Below are 19,645 nucleotides of genomic sequence, written 5' to 3'. Positions count from 1 at the left end.
TCGAGATGACATTCTCTTGTTTATTTCTGTTTATTTCAGGCCAGCTACTCTATCTTCTTCTAAAATATCGTTCGTTTCTTCTTGTACTTTTTGAAGTACAATTTTCAATTCTTCTACAGACATATTTTCCGATGTTGAAACAGCTTCATCCGCGATTAAATTCAGTAATGCTTTGTCTTGCGCTCTTCCTCGTTTCAATGCTTCGTTATAACCAATATCTTCATTAAAAGTAACTAAAGAGTACTTAGAGTAATATTCCGTTGGAAAATGTTTTTCCAAATCCATCTCAATGGTTCTCTTCTGTTTAAATAATGGATTGGCAACATGGTCTCTCATTTCATAATAATTGTCAATTGCTAAATCTGCAATAGCATCGGTATCTTTCTTTCTTACATTTTGATAAGTTTTGAACACAGTATCCCAATCTCCATCTACCTCGTTCAAAATCTCATCAAAAACAACCACATCCTCAAAAGAAGCATTCATTCCTTGACCATAAAAAGGAACGATAGCATGTGCTGCATCTCCCATTAGCAGTGTTTTATTTTCAAACATCCAAGGTGAACATTTAACGGTTCCTAAAGCTCCAGTTGGATTGTTAAAAAACTCATCTTTTATACTTGGAATTAAAGCCAAAGCATCTGGAAATTGTGTTTTAAAGAACTCTGTTACTTTTTCTTCAGTTGTTAAATTATTGAAATTATATTCACCTTCCTCATAACTCAAAAACAATGTAACGGTAAAACTCCCATCTAAATTTGGTAAGGCAATCAACATATATTTTCCTCTTGGCCAGATATGTAAATGATCTTTACTTATTAAGTGGTTTCCATTTTTATCAGCAGGAATTTCTAATTCTTTATAACCATGAGTCAAATAATCCTGACTATAACTAAATAAAAACTTACGTTCTAAATAGTAACTTTTACGAAGTATTGAACCTGCTCCATCTGTTCCAAAAATAACATCAGCATCAACCGAAAACTCTTCTTGTGTATCGTAGCTTTTAAAATAAGCGACTGTATTTTCAATATCTATAGAAAGACATTTACTATTAAAATGAATGTTTACATTTTCATGTTTCTCTGCCTCATCTAACAATAATGAATTTAAATCTTGACGAGAAATTGAATTAATGTACTCACCTTCTCTTCCTGAATAATTTGAATTAAACGTATTTCCTTCAATATCATGAATTAATCTTCCATACATTGGAATACAAATCTCACGAGCCTTCTCCTCAACTCCTGCTAAACGCAAGGCTTTAAATCCACGGTCAGATAGTGCCAAATTAATTGAGCGTCCTGCTGAAATATCAACCTTTCTTAAATCTGGTCTGCTTTCATACAACTCGACTCTAAAACCACGCTGGGCTAAACGCAAGGCTAATAAACTTCCACATAATCCTGCTCCAACAATTAGTATTTTATCTTGTTTGTTCATCTACAACAACGTTTTTAAAATTGAAACCATTCGATATACATCTTCAAAACTATTATACATCGGTACAGGAGCGCAACGAATTACGTCAGGTTCTCTCCAATCCGTTATAATGTTATTTTCAGTAAGTTTTTTGTGTAAACTTTTATCTGCATTTCGAACCTGAATCGATAATTGGCAACCTCTTTCCTTTGGATTAGATGGCGTAATTATTTTAATTCTATCCGTATCAATTTCATTTATTAAGTATTCAAAATAACCAGTTAGCTTTTCAGATTTTTCTCTTAAAGCATTCATACCAACTTTATCGAATAAATCTAAAGAAGAACGAATAGCTGCCATTGATAAAATTGGTGGATTTGATAATTGCCATCCTTCAGCTCCAGGCATTACATCAAATGGTTGACGCATATTAAAACGTGTTTCTTTGTTATGATTCCACCAACCAGCAAAACGAGGTAATTCTTTATTACGTGCATGTTTCTCATGAACAAATAAACCGGACAAACTTCCTGGTCCAGAATTTAAATACTTGTATGTACACCAAGCAGCAAAATCTACTCCACTTTCATGTAAATTAGGTTGAACATTACCAGCTCCATGTGCTAAATCAATTCCAACAATACAATTTTTTGCGTGGCCAAGCTCAGCTATTTTTTTTATATCTAAAAATTGACCCGTATAGTAATTCACTCCACCAATCAAAAGCATTGCAATCTCATCTCCTTGTTCAGTAAGAATTTGTTCTAAATCCTCAATATTTAATAATTCTTCTCCTTCTCTAGGTTTCCATTCAACTAAACCTTCTTCAATATCATAACCATGAAACATTAATTGAGATTGAACCGCATATCGATCAGATGGAAAAGCATCGCTTTCAATAACAATTTTATACTTCTTTTTAGTTGGTTGATAAAACGAAACCATTAATAAATGTAGGTTTGTAGTCAATGTGTTCATCACCACAACTTCAATTGGTTTCGCTCCAACTATTTTTGCCATATTATCAGTTAGAAATTCATGATAAGGCATCCAAGGATTTTGAGCTTCGAAATGTCCTTCTACTCCGTATTTTGCCCAATCATCTAACTCCTGCTGAATATATTTCTGTGTTTGTTTTGGTTGTAATCCTAAAGAGTTTCCTGTAAAATATAACCAGTCATTACCTTTTTCGTCTTTAGGAATATGAAATTCATTGCGTAAATACGACAACGAATCTTCTTTATCAAGTTGTTTCGCGTAATCTAACGAGTTTTCGTAGTTCATCAAAGATTGATTTTGACTCAAATATATAAAAAATAGCTTCCTTCATCTTTTTAAATAATCTAGAAATTACACACACTTATTACCATAATTCAGACAGTGATGCTTTTTCTATACACACTTAGGATATTTTAGTTAAAAAATGTTAAATTTAAAACTAATTTTAACTAACCAATTAAAAACTATTTCATGAAAACTAATCGACTAATTGCTGTTCTAGCAGTTGCAACGATTGTTACATCTTGTAATAATCACACCAAAGACAAGCACTATTCACATGCTGATACCCCTAAAGAAAGCTATGAATATCCAGCAGATTCTACTACTATAAATAAGTGGATTGCTCATGACAATTTTAAAGCAATGTACAAGCATAGTTGGAATGTATGGAAACATTTGACTGCACCAGTAGAAGGAGGTAAATTAAAATATCAAACTTGGTCAAGTCCAAAACAAATTCTTCATAAATTAAACAATCCTAACGCTAACGTAGCACCAGAAATTGAATTTAACAAGCCTAAACAATTTGGTCATGCAAAGGCTAAACAATCTGATTTTGATGATACCAGTATTGTAGAAGTTGTTGCGTATAATCCATCGGCCGAAAAATATGCTATTGATAATAAAATATTTTACCTGTCTACATTGAAAGCAATGCAAACTGGAGATTTCAGTCAAGTTCCTGAATTCCCTCATGACGCAATTACCATTAAACCTGTTTATAAAATTATTACTCAGAACTCATTAAATGAAAATGGTATTTTCACAATGTCTGCATGGCATGGACCAGAGTATAAAGATGACGGATATCCAGAAAAAGATTGGGTTTCTTGTATTCATGTTGATACAAAAAATACTGGCAACAATACAAACGGACGAATTGATTACGATTGTAAGACGATCACGAAAGAAAACACATTTTTTATTGATGATTTTATCAACTTTAAAATATCTAAGCAACAATCTGAAGAGTATAATCAAGAAATAATTTCTGATTTAAAATCTGATTTAACTAACAAGGTGATTACTCAAGAAGAATATGATTATCAACTTAAAAACCAACAGACATCTGAGGGAGATACTGCTATTCTTGTTGGAATGCATGTCGGAACAAAGGAAATTAAGCGTTGGGTTTGGCAAACTTTCTGGTGGTCTCCAACTCCGGACACTCCTTCTATACCAAGTTCTGATGATATCGCTTCAGCAAGAAGTGGAATCGGATTAACTAATCAGGCAAGACATTACGCAATGGATATTGCATATTCAATGGTTATTCCTGCTCAACCATATGTAGGAGGAAAAAACGAAGGGGAATTAGTTGTTGGATTTAATCCTTACCTAGAATCTGGATTTGGTACGGATGTATTTGATGCGAAGACAAGTTACGTTTATAATAATGGAACTAAAATTGAAACAAACTTAGGAACAATGTCTAACTGTATGAGTTGTCATATGTCGGCAGCTGTAAATACAGCTATCAGTGTTAGCTCAAATATCTCTTCACCACCTTATGTTGGAGACACCTATCTAAGTTATAAAGATTCAATTTTCCAAAATAGATTAATGCTTGATTTCGCTTGGTCAATTCAAAGTAATATCGATACTTTAAAATAAAAAAATCGCTAACCAGACTTTTTTATATATTTTTGTAATGTAAAAACCTCGCTGATATAAGTATCAACGAGGTTTTTCTATTTAACTAAGCTTATTTTAACTAGTACAATACTCTAAATCGAATTGTACCATCTACATTTTTAAGTTCTTGAATTACTTCTTGATTGTAATCTTTATCCACATCAGTAATTACGTAACCAACTTTTGAATCGGTTGATAAATATTGACCAACAATATTTAATCCGTACTCTGCAACAACTTTATTAATATTTGCCATTACACCCGAAACGTTTTTATGAATATGTAAAAAACGATGTGCATTCTGTTGTTTCGGTAATCTAATGTTCGGGAAATTAACAGCATCAACAGTATTTCCAGAATTTATGTAAGCCATGATTTTACCTGGGACAAAATCTGCAATATCTCTTTGAGCTTCTTCAGTACTACCACCAACATGAGGAGTTAAAATTACATTAGGTAATCCTTTTAGCTCTGTATAAAACTCTCCATTTTTTCTTGGTTCTTCTGGATAAACATCTACAGCTGCTCCTGCAAGCTTACCAGATTTTAATGCAGCAGTTAAAGCTGGAATATCTACCACGAATCCTCTTGATAAATTCACCAAATGCGCTCCATCTTTCATTTGAGATATTTCCTTTTCTCCTATGTAATTCTTATTTAATGAATTATCATCTACGTGCAGCGTAACTACATCTGAAATAGCCAATAAATCTGATAATGAATTCATTTTTGTAGCATTACCAAGTGCTAGTTTATCTTCAACATCGTAATAATACACATCCATTCCTAAAGCTTCTGCTAAGACTGAAAGTTGTTTACCAATATTACCGTATCCAACGATTCCTAACTTCTTTCCACGAACTTCTCTTGATCCTTGTGCCGTTTTATTCCATTCTCCATTATGAATTTCGGTACTGCGCTGAAAAACACTACGCATTAACATGATAATTTCACCAATGGCTAATTCAACAACAGAACGTGTATTACTATAAGGTGCGTTGAAAACTACAATTCCGTTTTCTTTACAAGCTTCTAAATCGATTTGTTTAGTTCCAATACAAAAAGCTCCAACGGCTAATAATCTTGGTGCATTTTCAATTACATTTTTAGTTACCTGTGTTTTGGAACGAATTCCTAATACATGAACATCTTTTAACTTCTCAATGAGTTCTTCTTCTGGTAAACTTTTTGAGACTGTTTCCACTGTGAATCCATCAGTAGAAAAATTTTCATACGCATCAGCATGTATATTCTCTAATAATAACATTTTGATACGATTTTTTGGATAAGATATATTTCTTGGCAAATCGTTTATAAATAAAAATTCGTCTAAATTCGGTGTAATATAATCAGCATTTTGAATTGTTTTCTCGCGTTCCACATTTTCTGTATAGGCAAAAAATTTATCCGCAACACCCGCTTCTTTTGTTACATAATCACTATAACCATCTCCTATCATTTGGATTTCACCATCCAAACGAAGATTTTGAAGACATTCAATTTTTCCATTATGAACAGATAAAATATTGTCTCTGTCAAACCCGATAATATCACCTTCATTACTGAACTCGAAAGTGTTTGCAAAAACTCTATCTGCAGTAATATTATATTCTGCTACAATCGGAACTATAAACTCCTTAAAACCTGCTGAAATCACGTAAATATTATCAGAGTAAGTCTCAAAGAATTCTTTGTTTCTTTCTATTGATGAAGAAACTCTTTTCTTCAATTCATCAATTAACAAATCTAAGTCGGATCGTTTAGCGTTTAATAATTTAATCCTGCGCTCTAAAGACTGTGTAAAAGAAATTTCACCATCGATTCCTAAGTTGGTAATCTTAATAATTTCTTCGATGATTTCTTCCTTTTTAGGATTATTTGCTAGCGTGATTTCCGCCAACACATCTAACGCTTCTACTTTAGTTAGCGTACTATCGAAATCAAAAATGTAGTATTTACTCATGAGACTAGATTGTCGATTGAAACCTGAAAATTACAATCTATTTTTTTGAGAAAAAACATTTAAATGACTAAAATTCTAATTTTTAGCAGATTGATAATTTAATCAATGTTTTTTTAGATATACCAAAACCGAAAACCATTGAGATATTATAAATACCTAAGGTTGAAAATTATATCCTCTTCTATAAAACATAGCATCAAAAAAATAATAAAAACCTATTTATGAGCAACATACTTCTTACAATTAGTATAAAACATTAGTTACACTACGTTTTCTTACTCCAAAAAAAACTCACCTGTCGGTGAGTTTATAATATTATCTAATTAACTTCTTGTATTTTATTCGTTTTGGCATGATATCTCCGCCTAGACGTTTCTTCTTGTTTTCCTCATATTCAGAGAAAGATCCTTCAAAGAAATATACTTGAGAATCACCTTCAAAAGCTAGAATGTGTGTACAAATTCTATCTAAGAACCAACGGTCGTGAGAAATTACTACGGCACAACCTGCGAAGTTTTCTAAACCTTCTTCTAAAGCTCGAAGTGTATTTACATCTAAATCGTTTGTTGGCTCATCTAATAATAAAACATTACCTTCCTCTTTTAACGTCATTGCCAAATGCAATCGGTTACGTTCTCCTCCAGAAAGTGTATTTACTTTCTTGTTTTGCTCACTACCTGAAAAATTAAAACGACTCAAATATGCACGTGAATTCACTTGCTTTCCGCCCATCATTACTAAATCTTGACCATCTGAGAAATTCTCCCAAATCGATTTATTAGGATCAATATTTGCGTGATTTTGGTCAACATAAGCAATCTTAGCAGTTTCTCCTACTGAGAATGTTCCTGAATCTGGAGTTTCTTCTCCCATAATCATTCTGAAGATAGTTGTTTTACCCGCACCATTCGGACCAATAATTCCAACAATTCCTGCTTGAGGAAGATTAAACTCTAAATTCTCATATAATAACTTTTCACCAAAAGCTTTAGAAACACCAGAAGCTTCAATTACATTATTTCCTAAACGCGGTCCGTTTGGAATGTAAATTTCAAGCTTCTCTTCAGTTTGCTTTTGATCTTGATTCATTAATTTATCATAGTTCTTTAAACGAGCTTTTGACTTCGCTTGACGACCTTTAGGTGCCATACGAACCCACTCTAATTCTCGTTCTAAAGTTTTCTGACGCTTAGAAGCAGTTTTACTTTCTTGCTCTAAACGTTTTGCCTTTTGATCTAACCAAGAAGAATAATTTCCTTTCCATGGAATACCTTCTCCTCTATCTAATTCTAAAATCCATCCAGCAACGTTATCTAAGAAATAACGGTCGTGCGTTACAGCAATTACAGTTCCTTTATATTGTGCTAAATGATGCTCTAACCAATGCACAGATTCTGCATCTAAGTGGTTAGTTGGTTCATCTAATAATAAGATATCTGGTTCTTGTAATAATAATCTACATAAAGCAACTCTACGTCTTTCTCCTCCAGACAATACACCAATTTTCTTATCTGGATCTGGAGTACGTAACGCATCCATTGCAATTTCTAATTTGGTATCTAATTCCCACGCATTTGAAGCATCAATTTTATCTTGAAGTTCTGCTTGGCGATCCATCAACTTTTGCATTTTATCAGCATCTGAATACACTTCTTCTAAACCAAACATATCGTTGATTTTGTTGTATTCATCTAACACTGCTACTACATCAGCTACACCTTCTTTTACTATTTCTAGTACTGTTTTCTCTTCATCTAATTGCGGCTCTTGCTCTAAATATCCTACTTTATACCCTGGTGAAAACACTACATCTCCTTGGTAGTTTTTTTCAACTCCAGCAATAATTTTTAATAAAGTAGATTTACCAGAACCATTTAAACCTAAGATTCCAATTTTCGCTCCATAAAAGAAGCTTAAATAAATATCTTTTAAAACTTGTTTTCCAGTAGATTGATAGGTTTTAGAAACCCTATTCATGGAAAAAATGATCTTCTTATCGTCAGACATTTTTGATTAGTTAGTTTATTAAATTAAAAAAGTAATAGTGAGTTATACGCGTCCTTTTAATGCATTGAACACCCAAGCAATTGCAAAGAATCCTAAAGCAACTGCACCGAAACCATATCCAGCAATTTCATCATATTTAAAAACTGCCAAAGCCACTAAAAGAATCCCCATTAAAATCATAATTAATGTTGCGTAACCCAACACCGTATTTTTGTTCATTGCCATAATTTCTATTTTAGTATCACAAATATCGATAATTAATCAACATTTATTGAATTATTCTTAAAAATTTAAAGATTTACAACTGAGAGAAGCCTATTGTTTTTTTCGTAAATTGATCTTTTTACATTGAAATATAGCTTGCAATAAAACACTAATTTTTAAAACCATACCAACTTCAAGAATCGATTAAAAGATTGATCATAAGTTATATGCAAATATTCTGTTAATTAACTTAAAATATTGTAACACAATCTTACTGACAAAGTCTCTTAAGTATGCACAAACTTCTTTGCTTAGCGACTTTTTTCCTATTGAGTCCGAACTCATTTGCAACTTCATATAATGAAATAATAGTCAATTCCATACCTATCAAATTTAAAAATGCCGTAAATATTAATGAGCACACAACCCAAATTCCTTTTAAGATAGTAGATAGATTAATAATCATTGAAGGTAAAATTCACAATCAAACTGGAAATTTCATTATCGATACTGGCTCTGAAACAATGATTTTAAATCAGGTTCATTTTAAAACGTATCCATTTCAAAAAGCTACTAAAAAGACAACTGGAATCCTCAAAAATGTTGACAAGCTTTTCGAAAAAAATATAGAAAAGTTATCCTTAAAAGAATTTACTCTTCGAGATAAGCAATCTGATATTATCGATTTATCACATATTGAAAAGAGTAAAAAAATGAAGCTTTTAGGTATTATTGGTTTTGAGATATTGAAAGATTACGAAGTTTTTATTGATCTATATTTAAACCAACTTACACTAACGAAGGTCGATTCAAATGGAAACAGACTAAACAATAACGTTTATCTGGAGGAGATTTCTGACACCATAAACTTTAAACTTATAAAGCATACTATTGTTATAAATGGCTATATTGGTCAAGAAGAAGTTAAATTTGGTCTTGATTCGGGAGCTGAATTCAATCAGATAAATAAAAGTATTTCTAGAAAAGCACGTAAACATTTTTATCCTCAAAAAAGAATAAAACTTATAGGAGCGAGTAAAAAGGAGATTGAAGTGCTATATGGTAATTTGTTTCGAGTACAACTTAGTGGTAAAACCTATTTTGGTCCTATGAAAACAATGTTAACCAACTTGCATAACATGAATAAAGCATTTGGTACAGATTTAGATGGTATTTTGGGACATGACTTTTTCGCACAACGCCGAGTCATTATAAATTACAAAAAAGAAAAACTGTATATAATTAAATATCCTTTGATACGATAATTAAATGAAATATTGGGTTTACATATCTGTTATATTTTTAAGTTTAGTAAGCTTAAAAACCTTCTCTCAAGATAATTCAATTAAGGGTTATCGGATAGAAGGTGATGATGTCATTTTTACTTTTGATAAAAGAGACTATACTCAAGCTACTGACGAAAAGACTCAACAAAAGCTAGAATTTGATGATTTTGATATTAAAAATGTTGTTGTTGCAGGAAATTTTAATTCATGGTCAAGAGATAGTTGGAAAATGAATCGTGTTAGTGAAAACATCTTTGAGCTTCGCAAAAAACTTGCGGACTTTCAAGATGATTTTAACTGGGAATTCAAGTTTGTGATTAACAATAGAATTTGGGCCGAACCTGATGAAACTGTGGGTAATATTACCTATGCTAAAGAAGGAAACAAAAATTACTATACGTACAATCTAAAAATGTACTCGGGGTATCCAAGTAAAAATGGCAACGCGAAATTTTTTCTAAAAGGATATAGAAATGCACGAAAAGTGGTTTTAGCTGGCTCTTTCAATAAATGGAATGAAGAGCTTTTTATCATGCATAAAACAACTGAAGGCTGGGAAATTTCATTGCAATTGAAGCCTAATAGTTATGAATACCGTTTCATCATTGATGGATACTGGATTGAAGATCCTGACAATCCTAACAAAACTCCTAATGAATACGGCGAATACAATTCGGTTATAGATATTAATCAAAGAGTTCAGTTTTTCTTAGAAGGTTATACGCAGGCTAAAAAAGTAATTTTAGCGGGATCCTTTAATGATTGGTCCGAGAGTTCTTATGAAATGACAAAATTAGAAAATGGTTGGACTTTTTCTACTCGTTTACCATATGGAAAACATCATTATAAGTTTGTTGTAGATGGAGAGTGGATAACAGATCCATCAAACTCCGTGAAAGAATTTGATGGACATGGTAATATAAATTCTGTTAAAATGGTCAAGTAATTATAACTCTGCTGCTAATCTACTACCTTGATCAATGGCTCTTTTGGCATCAAGTTCAGCTGCAACATCAGCTCCTCCAATTACGTGAACATTTGCTCCTTTTGCTTGTAATGGTTCTAATAATTCTTTAAAAGGTAATTGACCTGCACAAATGATAACATTATCTACTGGAAGTACTTTTTGCTCCTCGTTTTGTGTGTAATGTAATCCTTCATCATCAATTTTAGTGTATTGCACTTCGTTAATAAACTGAACATTTTTCTTTTTAAGATTTGCTCTGTGAATCCAACCTGTTGTTTTTCCTAAGTTTCCTCCAAACTTGCCTTTACTTCTTTTGAACATAAAAACTTCTCTTGAAGAGGGATGCACATGCTTTTCGACGCCTTCAATTCCACTTCTAGCCTCTAAACTCTTATCAATTCCCCATTCTTCTAGCCAAGCATCTATATTTTGCGAAGTGCTTTCGCCTTCATGCGTTAAATATTCAGAAAGGTCAAAACCTATTCCTCCAGCTCCAATGACCGCTACTCTCTTTCCAACTGGCTTTTTAAGCTTTAAAACATCTATATAATTTAATACTTTTTCATGTTCTATACCATTAATTCTAGGAACACGAGGTGAGATTCCTGTGGCTAATATAATTTCATCAAAATCTTCTTGCGTTAAATCTTCTGCGGAAACTCTTGTATTAAGCTTAAGATTTACATTGTGCAACTCGATTTGTTTACCGAAATAACGAATCGTTTCATAAAATTCTTCTTTACCCGGAATTTGCTTAGCAATATTAAACTGCCCTCCTATTTCAGATTCACCATCAAATAAAGTAACATCATGGCCTCGTTGCGCCGCCACAGTAGATGCAGCCAATCCAGCAGGCCCTGCTCCTACTACAGCTATTTTTTTCTTTTTATCTGTTGGCGTATAGTTTAATTCTGTTTCATGGCAAGCTCTTGGATTAACCAAACAACTTGCAACTTTTTGCTCAAAAACATGATCTAAACAAGCTTGATTACAGGCAATACATGTGTTGATTTCATCATCTTTTTCCTCTTCAGCTTTATTCACCCATTCTGGATCAGCTAAAAACGGACGCGCCATCGAAATCATATCTGCATCTCCTTCAGAAAGTACTTTCTCTGCCGTTTCCGGCATATTAATTCTATTTGAAGTTACTAATGGAATAGAAACTTCTTCTTTCATTTTTTTAGTAACCCAAGTAAAAGCCGCTCTAGGAACTGAAGTTGCAATGGTAGGAATTCTTGCTTCATGCCAACCTATTCCAGTATTGATAATCGTTGCTCCTGCTTTTTCAATCTCTTTTGCCAATGTTACGATTTCATCCCAAGAACTTCCGTTTTCTACTAAATCAAGCATTGACAGTCGGTAAATTATGATGAATTCTTTACCTACTTTTTCTCTAGTTTGCTTTACTATTTCAATAGGTAAACGCATCCTATTTTCATAACTACCTCCCCAATCATCATTTCTTTTATTCGTTCTTTTCGCAATAAACTGATTAATCAAATATCCTTCTGAACCCATAATTTCGATTCCATCATAACCAGCCTCTTTGGCAAGAGATGCTGAACGAACAAAATCTTTGATTGTTCTTTTGATTCCAGACTCTCTAAGCTTAAAAGGTTTAAATTGATTAATAGGGGCTTTGATAGCTGAAGGAGCAACATTTAATGGATGATAACCATATCTTCCGGCATGTAATATTTGCATGCATATTTTTCCTCCTTCTTTATGAACGGCGTCAGTAATTACTTTGTGGTGTTTCGCGTGCTTCTTAGTACTCATTCTTGCAGAAAAAGGACCTGTCCAACCTTGAATATTAGGCGCAATTCCACCTGTAACAATTAATCCTACACCTCCCTTTGCTCTTTCGGCATAAAATGCAGCAATCTTTTCATAACCATTTTTTTCTTCCTCTAATCCTGTATGCATAGAACCCATTAAAATTCTATTTTTCAGCGTTGTAAATCCCAAATCTAATGGTTCGAAAATATGTTTATACTTAGTCATCTAGTTTGTTGTTTTTAATTTTATTATGCATGCATAATAACTGCAAGATAATTCTATTTTCTTAAAATAAAAATCATAAATGTTATTTATAAGCAAATTTTTCAGGCATTTATTACGAATTCGCCGTAAATTTGCACCTCCCATATTTTATCAAAATGAAAAATATAAAAGTCTTACTACTACTTACCTTATCGACATTTAATTTTGTTTTACTTGCTCAATCTGCTCCCATAGCTATTGATGGTTTTTTTGATGATTGGACATCGAACTTAACCACTTATACAGACACTAACGAAACTATTGATGGTGTAGATTTATTAGAATTTCAAGTTACGAATGATGAGAATTATTTATACATCAGAATAAAGGCAGATCGAGAATTTGATTTGACGGAAGGTAGTCCAATTTTACATAACTTTTTCATTTATTTAGATACAGATAACAATTCTGAAACTGGTTTTAAAGTTAGAGATGATTATGGTGCTGAATTAGGAATTGAATTTGCAAATCGAATCGTTTATAACAATTTCACAGGAACCTCAGATCCACAGGTACGTTTTGCTGATATTGAATTTAGATCTGCCCCAACGGTTACCTCCGATGAGTTTGAAATTGCCATTGGGCGAAATTCAATTCCTGATGGAACTAACGCTTTATTTCCTTCTTCTAACGTGAAGATTTTATTGAGAAATAGAGAAAATTTTGATTGGTTACCAAATCTAAATAATGTTTTCACTTATACTTTTGATGAAACTCCTGTAGCACCATATACACCTGTAGATTTTAACAAAACTGATGATTCTTTTATAAGAATAGTTGCATACAACACTAAATTAAATTCGTTGCTCGATAACAGCAAACTCGATGAATACGAACGTATCATGAAAGCAGTTCAACCAGATATTGTTGGTTTCGTTGAGAGTTATGATACAAGCACGAGTTATATCAAATCATTATTTGACGATTGGCTTCCTCTAGGAACTACAGATGGTTGGCATGTTAGAAAACATGGTGGTGAAGTTACTGTTTCTCGATGGGAAATTATACAGGAGTGGGATTTAACAAGACAATTTCCTGTATTAATTGATTTACCTGATAGCTATGGAACTGATTTACTATATACCAATGCCCATTTAAATTGTTGTGGTGCAGATGATGCACGTCAAGACCAAGCGGATCAATACGCAGCTTTTATTCTAGACGCAAAAAATGAAGATGGAATAATTACTTTACCTGAAAATACTGCTATTGTATATTCTGGGGATTTAAATTTAGTTGGATTATCACAGCAATTAACAACCTTGTTAACAGGAGATATTCAGGACACTTTTTCTTATGGAGCTGGCGGCCCGTTAGACTGGGATAACACAGACTTAAAAGAAGAAAATGCGTTGCAAAGTGAAAAAAGAATGAGCTATACTTGGAGATCTGATAATTCTTCCTTTCCTCCTGGTAAATTGGACTTCATGATTTTTTCTGATTATGTATTAACTTCTGAAAAATCTTTTGTGATTCAAACGGAAATTATGCCTACAGATCGTTTAAATTTATATGGATTACAACAGTTTGATACTAGCATAGCATCTGATCATTTTCCTGTTGTAACAGATTTTTCAGTAAATAGAACACTTAGTAACCCAGATGTTGTATTACTCGAAAATAGTGCTTTTCCAAATCCGACTTTTGGAGACTTAAACCTTCAATTTAAAGAATTTAACAATTACTCAATTACTATTTTTAATTCAGTAGGAATATCAGTTTTATCTACCAAAATTTCGTCATCTAAAGTTCGCCTAAATATTGATTCTTTTGCAAGTGGTTTATATCACGTAAGAATTCAAAATGATCAGGGTGAAAATCAAGTTATAAAAGTGATTAAAAAATAAAAAGAACACTTCTTTTTTGAAGTGTTCTTCCTTTAAAAATCTATTTTACTAAAAACTAGTTCATAGGAATTTCAATAAACAAAAGTTCAGAATTTGTGTTTGCTTGAATATTAAAAGTATTCGTTTGTGAAACCCCAAGAGCGTCGCGATTTAACAATTCCTGATTATCTACCACCAAATTACCGCTTATATTCATAATGTACACTCCATGTCTTTCAGATTTTAAATCGTAATTAAAAGTTTTTCCCTCCTCTAAATCGATTCGGGATAGTTTAGCATCTTGATGAATTTTCAATTCAGTATTATCTGAATCATCTAATGAGCTAACTAATACTTGAAGCTTGTTTTTTCTATCCTCTGGATTAAAAGATTCTTGATTATATCTTGGTTCAACACCATCTTTATTTGGTATAATCCAAATTTGAAATAAACTCAAATGCTCCTCGATTGAGCCATTCATTTCAGAATGATAAATACCTTTTCCTGCCGACATTACCTGAACCTCATTTGGTTTAACATACAACCATTCATTCGACATGCTATCTTTATGTTTTAAAACACCGCTTAAGGGAATTGTTATAATTTCCATGTTTTGGTGAGGATGCGTGCTAAAACCTGTTCCAGGAGCTATCAAGTCATCATTTAAAACACGTAATGCTCCATAATGAAGTCTGTTTGGATCATAAAAATTTGCAAAGCTAAAAGAATGGTTAGCCTGCAACCAACCATGATTTGCAAATCCTCTTGTTTCTGCAGGAAACTTTTCTAGTTTCATGATTATCTAATTTTATCTAATAAATTACTTAATATTTCTGCTTCGTCTTCCGTCAAATTTTTTACTACATCGAAATCAGTCATAGACTTGTCTAATTCCGATAATAAGAGTAATCCTTCATCGGTAATACTCACATACACTACTCTTCGATCATGCTCACATCGCGTTCGAGCGATTAAATGTTTCTCCAATAATTTATCCATTAAACGAGTAACATTCGGAGCTCTATCAACCATTCGATCTTTGACAATTTGTACTTTAGTTTTCTCGCCAGCTCCTCTTAAAATTCGGAGTATATTATATTGCTGAGGAGAAATACCATAAGGTTTAAAAAACTCAACTTCTTTTGTATTAATCCAGCTTGCTGTGTATTTAATATTTAAAAAAGCTTTTAGCTTGTTACTCTCAAATGTTGTATTAATATCCTTAGCTATGTCTCCCATCTTATATTGATTTTTCGAATTCGATAACCGCTTCCTTTAGCTGCGATTTTAACTCTTCATGCTGTATATCCTGCTCTTTAAAGTTTTCATAAAACTGAGGTAATGAGAAACTTGCTACAACATTTGCTCCCATGTGTGGGAAAGTTGCTTTAGCACTTGTTAAAACGGAAGCTCCACCTCTAGCTCCAGGAGAAGTTGCCATCACTAGTACCGGTTTATTTCTAAATACTTCTTTATTTTTTCGAGAAACCCAATCAAATAAATTTTTAAATGCCGCAGTATAAGAACCATTATGCTCTGCTAAAGAAATGATAAAGCCATCATATGAATCTAAAGCTGAGTTGAACTGAGAGGCTCCTTCTGGATATTCATTGTTTTTTTCTACATCTTCACTATAAATTGGAACTTTATAATCATTTAAGTCCAAAACATCATATGCTAAGTTATTTAGCTTTGATGCTGCATGAGTTGCTAATTGTTTATTTATTGAAGTACTACTTGTACTTCCTGCGAATGCTGCTATTTTTTTCATATTATATTACTTTCTATTAAATTTTCTCCTTTTATTATTTTGGCAACAGGACATTTTCCTGCTATTTCTTTAAGTCTCTTTTTTTGTTCGTCTGTTGGTTCTTTTTCAAAAGAAATATCTTCTACAAAAACTTGAGAAACTCCATTTCCCGTTTGAATATTCTTTTGAGTAATATCTACAGATATTTTACCTAAATCCCAACCTTTACGTTGTGAATACATTCTTAAGGTTATTGCAAGACAACTTCCTAAAGCTGTTAATAAATACTCTACAGGAGTTGGGGCGTTATCATCACCTCCAACAGTAACAGGTTCATCTATTACAGCGAAATGATGTCTCATTCTCGATTCAGCCAAATAATCTCTTGACGATAGTTTTACCGATGCTTTATTCATTTGTTCTTTTACTAAAAATATATGATACTATAACTAAAATGAAACCTATCAATGCTCCCATTTGTTGTCCGTCGCCAATCATTACATGAGCGAAAAAGGCAAGTAATGTATTAAAAAAGAAACCAGCATACGCCCATTCTTTTAATGATTTGTTCGCTATAAACCAGATAGCGATTAAACCCAAAATTTTTGCGGTAGCTAACGGATAAACCAAATAAGTTGAATACCCCATTGCTTCAAAAGCTTTTACAATTTCAGCGTTATTAAATATGTACATACTCACCGAAAACAGCATAAGAGCAGTTAACAATCCAGTAGCAACATAATAGATGATTTTATTTTTCTTCATGATTAGGTTATTTAATTGTTATACAAAGTTACAAAGAATAAATTTATTTTCCAAGGAATATAAATTTATGGAATATAATTTAATTTATATTTATTCAAATTAAATTTATAAATTTGCATAAGTGCTTATATAAATAATAATTTAAATATGGATGCTTTACAAGGAATTGGAGAAGTTGGAATAGGATCTCGTCTTAAAAGATTAAGTGAATATATGATGAAAGAAACTCAGATAGTATATGATACTCTTGGATTTGATTTTGATCCATATCTATTTCCTACATTGAAAGTTATACTACATAAAAAAGAAGTTACGAATACAGAAATCAATCAGAGTTTACAAACATCACAGCCAGCGACTACTCAGGCTATTAACAAATTAGCTAAAAAAGGGTTGATTCGTTTAAAATCAGACAAAGAAGACAAGCGTAAAAAACTCATTTCTCTTTCCAAAAAAGGTATTCAGCTAGTTGAAGACATTCAACCTCTTTGGGAAAGTATAGAACATACCATCAAAAATTACACACAAATTAAATCGGATTCATTAATCGAACACATCAATAAACTAGAAAAAAAATTTACTCAACAGAATTTTAGTGATGCTATTATGGAACATTATACAGTAAATAACAAAAAACAGCTAGAGGTTACAGGATTTAATCCTGAATATGCTCAATATTTTTATGAATTAAATATTGAATGGTTGAAAACATACTTTTACGTAGAACCTTTTGATGAAGAAGTTTTAAGTAAACCTAAAAAGTATATTATTGACAAAGGAGGATATATATTTTTCGCAAAATTAAATGACCAAGTGGTCGGAACTTTTGCCTTAATGCCTTTAGATGATAATGGAACTTTTGAACTGACAAAGATGGCCGTTTCTCCAGAACATCGTGGTTATAAAATTGGTCAACAATTAATGACCAAGTGTATTGATTTTGCCAAAAAAAATCAGTTCAACAAACTACTACTCTACTCAAACACTAAATTAGAAAACGCCATTTATATCTATAGAAAATTTGGTTTTGTAGAAATGAAATTGGAAGAAAACTCACCATATAAACGCAGTGATATTAAAATGGTTTATAAAGGATTGTAAGCTACGTAAATGAGAACCTGAAATAAGTTCAGGTTGATGTTTATTACTTTCATATTAAAGACAATCATTAAACAACAAGGTCTAAATCATTTGTATTAATTAGTTTTGCAGCTTTTAAAACAAAAAAGCAATACTTATGTGGATGTATTTAGGCCTTTTGGCTGCATTATTTTTAGGTTTACACAACTTATGCAAAAAGCATGCTGTAAAAGACAATGAAGTATATCCAGTACTTTTAGGTACACTAATTAGTGGACTTTTACTTTTATTGCCTTTTTATATCGGTTCTCACTTTTTTCCTGAGACAACCCAAAAAGCAGGGTTTATCATTCAGGATATTCCATTAAAAAAACATGGTTTTATTTTTATAAAATCGATGATTATGTGTGCTTCTTGGATTTTAGCATACCAAGCTTTAAAACATTTACCGTTAACTATTGTTGCTCCAATTCGTTCTGGCGGACCCTTTTTTACATTTCTAGGAGCGATGTTTATTTATCAAGAAAGACCTAGTTTGTATCAATGGATTGGTTTCTTTCTAATTATTTTCTCTGTGTATTTATATTCTCAAGTTGGAAAAAAAGAGGGAATAGTCTTTAAAAGCAATAAGTGGATTTATGCCATTATAGGTGCTACTTTTTTAGGAGCTTCGAGTGGTTTATACGATAAGTTTCTGATTCAGAAAATTAGTTTGAATCCGCAAACCTTACAATTTTGGTTTTGCTTTTATTGTATTCTTATTTTATTAGTTATTCTAAGTATTATTTGGTTTCCAAAAATTGAAAAACGTAAAGCTTTTAAATGGCGATGGTCTATTCCTGCAGTTGGAATTTTACTACAATTAGCAGATTACTTTTACTTTAAAGCATTACAAGATCCAGAAGCGTTAATTATGTTATTATCTGCGATTAAACGAAGTCAATTAATTATTGCTGTTATTCTTGGTGGAATTTTATTTAAAGAGAAAAACAAGCGAAAGAAATTAGTACCGTTAGCCGGAATTATGATTGGTGTAGCGTTGATTTTATATTCTTAAAAAATATTCCATGAATTTGGCAAATATTTATAAATCCCTTTCTCATAAGTATCCCTATATAATAAATCATCGTAATACCAAAACACATTCACTTTTTCTCCAATAGAAAACGGTTTAGTTATATTATTGGCATACCTTAATTTGACAAGAATATATTCACCTGGCTCATATTCTATTTTTACATAGGGATAATGAAAAGTTGTGTAATCATTTCTCATTCCGCCTCTTTCCTTTTTATAGCTTACAACTTCTGCTTCTATTTTTTCACATCCTTTTCTATTTTTAAGAAATTGTATTTTTGAATAAATTGAAGTAAACAATCCTATCAAAACAAATAATAGTAATGCCCAGGTCAT

At 32.1% G+C, this 19,645-nt stretch carries 18 protein-coding genes; 6 read left to right on the top strand and 12 right to left on the bottom strand.

What is annotated here, in order from left to right; genetic code table 11:
• Positions 1-30: 30 nt before the first annotated feature.
• Together ACOSP6_RS11250 and kynU are read right to left on the bottom strand one after the other, a co-directional pair.
• Entirely contained in the window at positions 31-1,443 is a 1,413-nt protein-coding gene (locus ACOSP6_RS11250) for an FAD-dependent oxidoreductase (protein WP_422093318.1), read from the bottom strand.
• Entirely contained in the window at positions 1,444-2,706 is a 1,263-nt protein-coding gene (kynU, locus tag ACOSP6_RS11245; protein WP_422093319.1) for a kynureninase, read from the bottom strand.
• Positions 2,707-2,892: 186 nt separating this feature from the next.
• On the opposite strand from kynU, the gene ACOSP6_RS11240 reads away from it, so the two are divergent.
• Positions 2,893-4,317 carry a hypothetical protein gene (locus ACOSP6_RS11240; RefSeq protein ID WP_422093320.1) on the top strand — a complete coding sequence of 475 codons (1,425 nt, stop codon included), beginning with the start codon at positions 2,893-2,895 and terminating at the stop codon, positions 4,315-4,317.
• Positions 4,318-4,417: 100 nt separating this feature from the next.
• Here the strand turns inward: ACOSP6_RS11240 and serA are convergent, their stop codons facing one another.
• The 3 genes from serA to ACOSP6_RS11225 form a co-directional block, all read right to left on the bottom strand.
• Positions 4,418-6,301: a phosphoglycerate dehydrogenase gene (serA, locus tag ACOSP6_RS11235; protein ID WP_422093321.1), complete on the bottom strand. Its 1,884-nt coding sequence runs from the start codon at positions 6,299-6,301 to the stop codon at positions 4,418-4,420.
• A gap of 315 nt (positions 6,302-6,616) precedes the next feature.
• Positions 6,617-8,308, bottom strand: coding sequence for an energy-dependent translational throttle protein EttA (gene ettA, locus ACOSP6_RS11230; protein ID WP_422093322.1), 1,692 nt, complete (start codon positions 8,306-8,308; stop codon positions 6,617-6,619).
• Between the two features lie 42 nt (positions 8,309-8,350).
• A complete protein-coding gene (locus ACOSP6_RS11225) occupies positions 8,351-8,527 on the bottom strand; it encodes a CAL67264 family membrane protein (RefSeq protein ID WP_422093483.1) in 177 nt (58 codons plus the stop codon).
• Between the two features lie 278 nt (positions 8,528-8,805).
• On the opposite strand from ACOSP6_RS11225, the gene ACOSP6_RS11220 reads away from it, so the two are divergent.
• Both ACOSP6_RS11220 and ACOSP6_RS11215 read left to right on the top strand, forming a co-directional pair.
• The gene (locus ACOSP6_RS11220; protein ID WP_422093323.1) at positions 8,806-9,777 is read left to right on the top strand and encodes a hypothetical protein; all 972 of its coding nucleotides are present in this window, start codon (positions 8,806-8,808) and stop codon (positions 9,775-9,777) included.
• 4 nt (positions 9,778-9,781) lie between these two features.
• Positions 9,782-10,744 carry a hypothetical protein gene (locus tag ACOSP6_RS11215; protein WP_422093324.1) on the top strand — a complete coding sequence of 321 codons (963 nt, stop codon included), beginning with the start codon at positions 9,782-9,784 and terminating at the stop codon, positions 10,742-10,744.
• Here ACOSP6_RS11215 and ACOSP6_RS11210 read toward each other — a convergent pair whose 3' ends face one another.
• Positions 10,745-12,772: an FAD-dependent oxidoreductase gene (locus ACOSP6_RS11210; RefSeq protein WP_422093325.1), complete on the bottom strand. Its 2,028-nt coding sequence runs from the start codon at positions 12,770-12,772 to the stop codon at positions 10,745-10,747.
• A 155-nt stretch (positions 12,773-12,927) separates the two neighbouring features.
• On the opposite strand from ACOSP6_RS11210, the gene ACOSP6_RS11205 reads away from it, so the two are divergent.
• Positions 12,928-14,658, top strand: coding sequence for a T9SS type A sorting domain-containing protein (locus ACOSP6_RS11205; RefSeq protein WP_422093326.1), 1,731 nt, complete (start codon positions 12,928-12,930; stop codon positions 14,656-14,658).
• 55 nt (positions 14,659-14,713) lie between these two features.
• On the opposite strand, the gene ACOSP6_RS11200 is transcribed toward ACOSP6_RS11205, so the two are convergent.
• The 5 genes from ACOSP6_RS11200 to ACOSP6_RS11180 are packed head-to-tail and all read right to left on the bottom strand — an operon-like array spanning position 14,714 to position 17,152.
• Positions 14,714-15,433, bottom strand: a complete 720-nt coding sequence (locus ACOSP6_RS11200) for a pirin family protein (protein WP_422093327.1) — start codon at positions 15,431-15,433, stop codon at positions 14,714-14,716.
• A gap of 2 nt (positions 15,434-15,435) precedes the next feature.
• Positions 15,436-15,876: a MarR family winged helix-turn-helix transcriptional regulator gene (locus tag ACOSP6_RS11195; protein WP_422093328.1), complete on the bottom strand. Its 441-nt coding sequence runs from the start codon at positions 15,874-15,876 to the stop codon at positions 15,436-15,438.
• A 1-nt stretch (position 15,877) separates the two neighbouring features.
• The gene (locus ACOSP6_RS11190) at positions 15,878-16,408 is read right to left on the bottom strand and encodes an NADPH-dependent FMN reductase (protein WP_422093329.1); all 531 of its coding nucleotides are present in this window, start codon (positions 16,406-16,408) and stop codon (positions 15,878-15,880) included.
• The gene (locus ACOSP6_RS11185; protein ID WP_422093330.1) at positions 16,405-16,803 is read right to left on the bottom strand and encodes an OsmC family protein; all 399 of its coding nucleotides are present in this window, start codon (positions 16,801-16,803) and stop codon (positions 16,405-16,407) included. Before ACOSP6_RS11185 ends, ACOSP6_RS11190 begins: the two co-directional genes overlap by 4 nt.
• On the bottom strand, positions 16,796-17,152 hold the full coding sequence (locus tag ACOSP6_RS11180; protein ID WP_422093331.1) for a DoxX family protein: 357 nt from the start codon (positions 17,150-17,152) through the stop codon (positions 16,796-16,798). Before ACOSP6_RS11180 ends, ACOSP6_RS11185 begins: the two co-directional genes overlap by 8 nt.
• Before the next feature lie 147 nt (positions 17,153-17,299).
• On the opposite strand from ACOSP6_RS11180, the gene ACOSP6_RS11175 reads away from it, so the two are divergent.
• Together ACOSP6_RS11175 and ACOSP6_RS11170 are read left to right on the top strand one after the other, a co-directional pair.
• Positions 17,300-18,253 carry a bifunctional helix-turn-helix transcriptional regulator/GNAT family N-acetyltransferase gene (locus ACOSP6_RS11175; protein WP_422093332.1) on the top strand — a complete coding sequence of 318 codons (954 nt, stop codon included), beginning with the start codon at positions 17,300-17,302 and terminating at the stop codon, positions 18,251-18,253.
• A 136-nt stretch (positions 18,254-18,389) separates the two neighbouring features.
• Positions 18,390-19,289, top strand: coding sequence for an EamA family transporter (locus ACOSP6_RS11170; RefSeq protein WP_422093333.1), 900 nt, complete (start codon positions 18,390-18,392; stop codon positions 19,287-19,289).
• Here ACOSP6_RS11170 and ACOSP6_RS11165 read toward each other — a convergent pair.
• Complete coding sequence (locus tag ACOSP6_RS11165; RefSeq protein WP_422093334.1) at positions 19,286-19,645, bottom strand: hypothetical protein; 360 nt, start codon at positions 19,643-19,645, stop codon at positions 19,286-19,288. The genes ACOSP6_RS11170 and ACOSP6_RS11165 overlap by 4 nt on opposite strands.

This window comes from Tenacibaculum sp. MEBiC06402 (genome assembly GCF_049239625.1).
Taxonomy (GTDB): Bacteria; Bacteroidota; Bacteroidia; order Flavobacteriales; family Flavobacteriaceae; genus Polaribacter.
The sequence above is the reverse complement of the archived record's forward strand: the minus strand, read 5'-3'. Positions and strand labels throughout refer to the sequence as shown.

Bases quoted from the DNA above. Each gene is read 5' to 3' on its own strand.
- ACOSP6_RS11170 (WP_422093333.1), top strand. From the start codon at position 18,390: ATGTGGATGTATTTAGGCCTTTTGGCTGCATTATTTTTAGGTTTACAC.
- ACOSP6_RS11205 (WP_422093326.1), top strand. From the start codon at position 12,928: ATGAAAAATATAAAAGTCTTACTACTACTTACCTTATCGACATTTAAT.
- ACOSP6_RS11200 (WP_422093327.1), bottom strand. From the start codon at position 15,433: ATGAAACTAGAAAAGTTTCCTGCAGAAACAAGAGGATTTGCAAATCAT.
- ACOSP6_RS11215 (WP_422093324.1), top strand. From the start codon at position 9,782: ATGAAATATTGGGTTTACATATCTGTTATATTTTTAAGTTTAGTAAGC.
- ACOSP6_RS11195 (WP_422093328.1), bottom strand. From the start codon at position 15,876: ATGGGAGACATAGCTAAGGATATTAATACAACATTTGAGAGTAACAAG.
- ACOSP6_RS11180 (WP_422093331.1), bottom strand. From the start codon at position 17,152: ATGAAGAAAAATAAAATCATCTATTATGTTGCTACTGGATTGTTAACT.
- serA (WP_422093321.1), bottom strand. From the start codon at position 6,301: ATGAGTAAATACTACATTTTTGATTTCGATAGTACGCTAACTAAAGTA.
- kynU (WP_422093319.1), bottom strand. From the start codon at position 2,706: ATGAACTACGAAAACTCGTTAGATTACGCGAAACAACTTGATAAAGAA.
- ACOSP6_RS11190 (WP_422093329.1), bottom strand. From the start codon at position 16,408: ATGAAAAAAATAGCAGCATTCGCAGGAAGTACAAGTAGTACTTCAATA.
- ACOSP6_RS11175 (WP_422093332.1), top strand. From the start codon at position 17,300: ATGGATGCTTTACAAGGAATTGGAGAAGTTGGAATAGGATCTCGTCTT.
- ACOSP6_RS11240 (WP_422093320.1), top strand. From the start codon at position 2,893: ATGAAAACTAATCGACTAATTGCTGTTCTAGCAGTTGCAACGATTGTT.
- ACOSP6_RS11250 (WP_422093318.1), bottom strand. From the start codon at position 1,443: ATGAACAAACAAGATAAAATACTAATTGTTGGAGCAGGATTATGTGGA.
- ACOSP6_RS11210 (WP_422093325.1), bottom strand. From the start codon at position 12,772: ATGACTAAGTATAAACATATTTTCGAACCATTAGATTTGGGATTTACA.
- ACOSP6_RS11165 (WP_422093334.1), bottom strand. From the start codon at position 19,645: ATGACCTGGGCATTACTATTATTTGTTTTGATAGGATTGTTTACTTCA.
- ACOSP6_RS11225 (WP_422093483.1), bottom strand. From the start codon at position 8,527: ATGAACAAAAATACGGTGTTGGGTTACGCAACATTAATTATGATTTTA.
- ettA (WP_422093322.1), bottom strand. From the start codon at position 8,308: ATGTCTGACGATAAGAAGATCATTTTTTCCATGAATAGGGTTTCTAAA.
- ACOSP6_RS11185 (WP_422093330.1), bottom strand. From the start codon at position 16,803: ATGAATAAAGCATCGGTAAAACTATCGTCAAGAGATTATTTGGCTGAA.
- ACOSP6_RS11220 (WP_422093323.1), top strand. From the start codon at position 8,806: ATGCACAAACTTCTTTGCTTAGCGACTTTTTTCCTATTGAGTCCGAAC.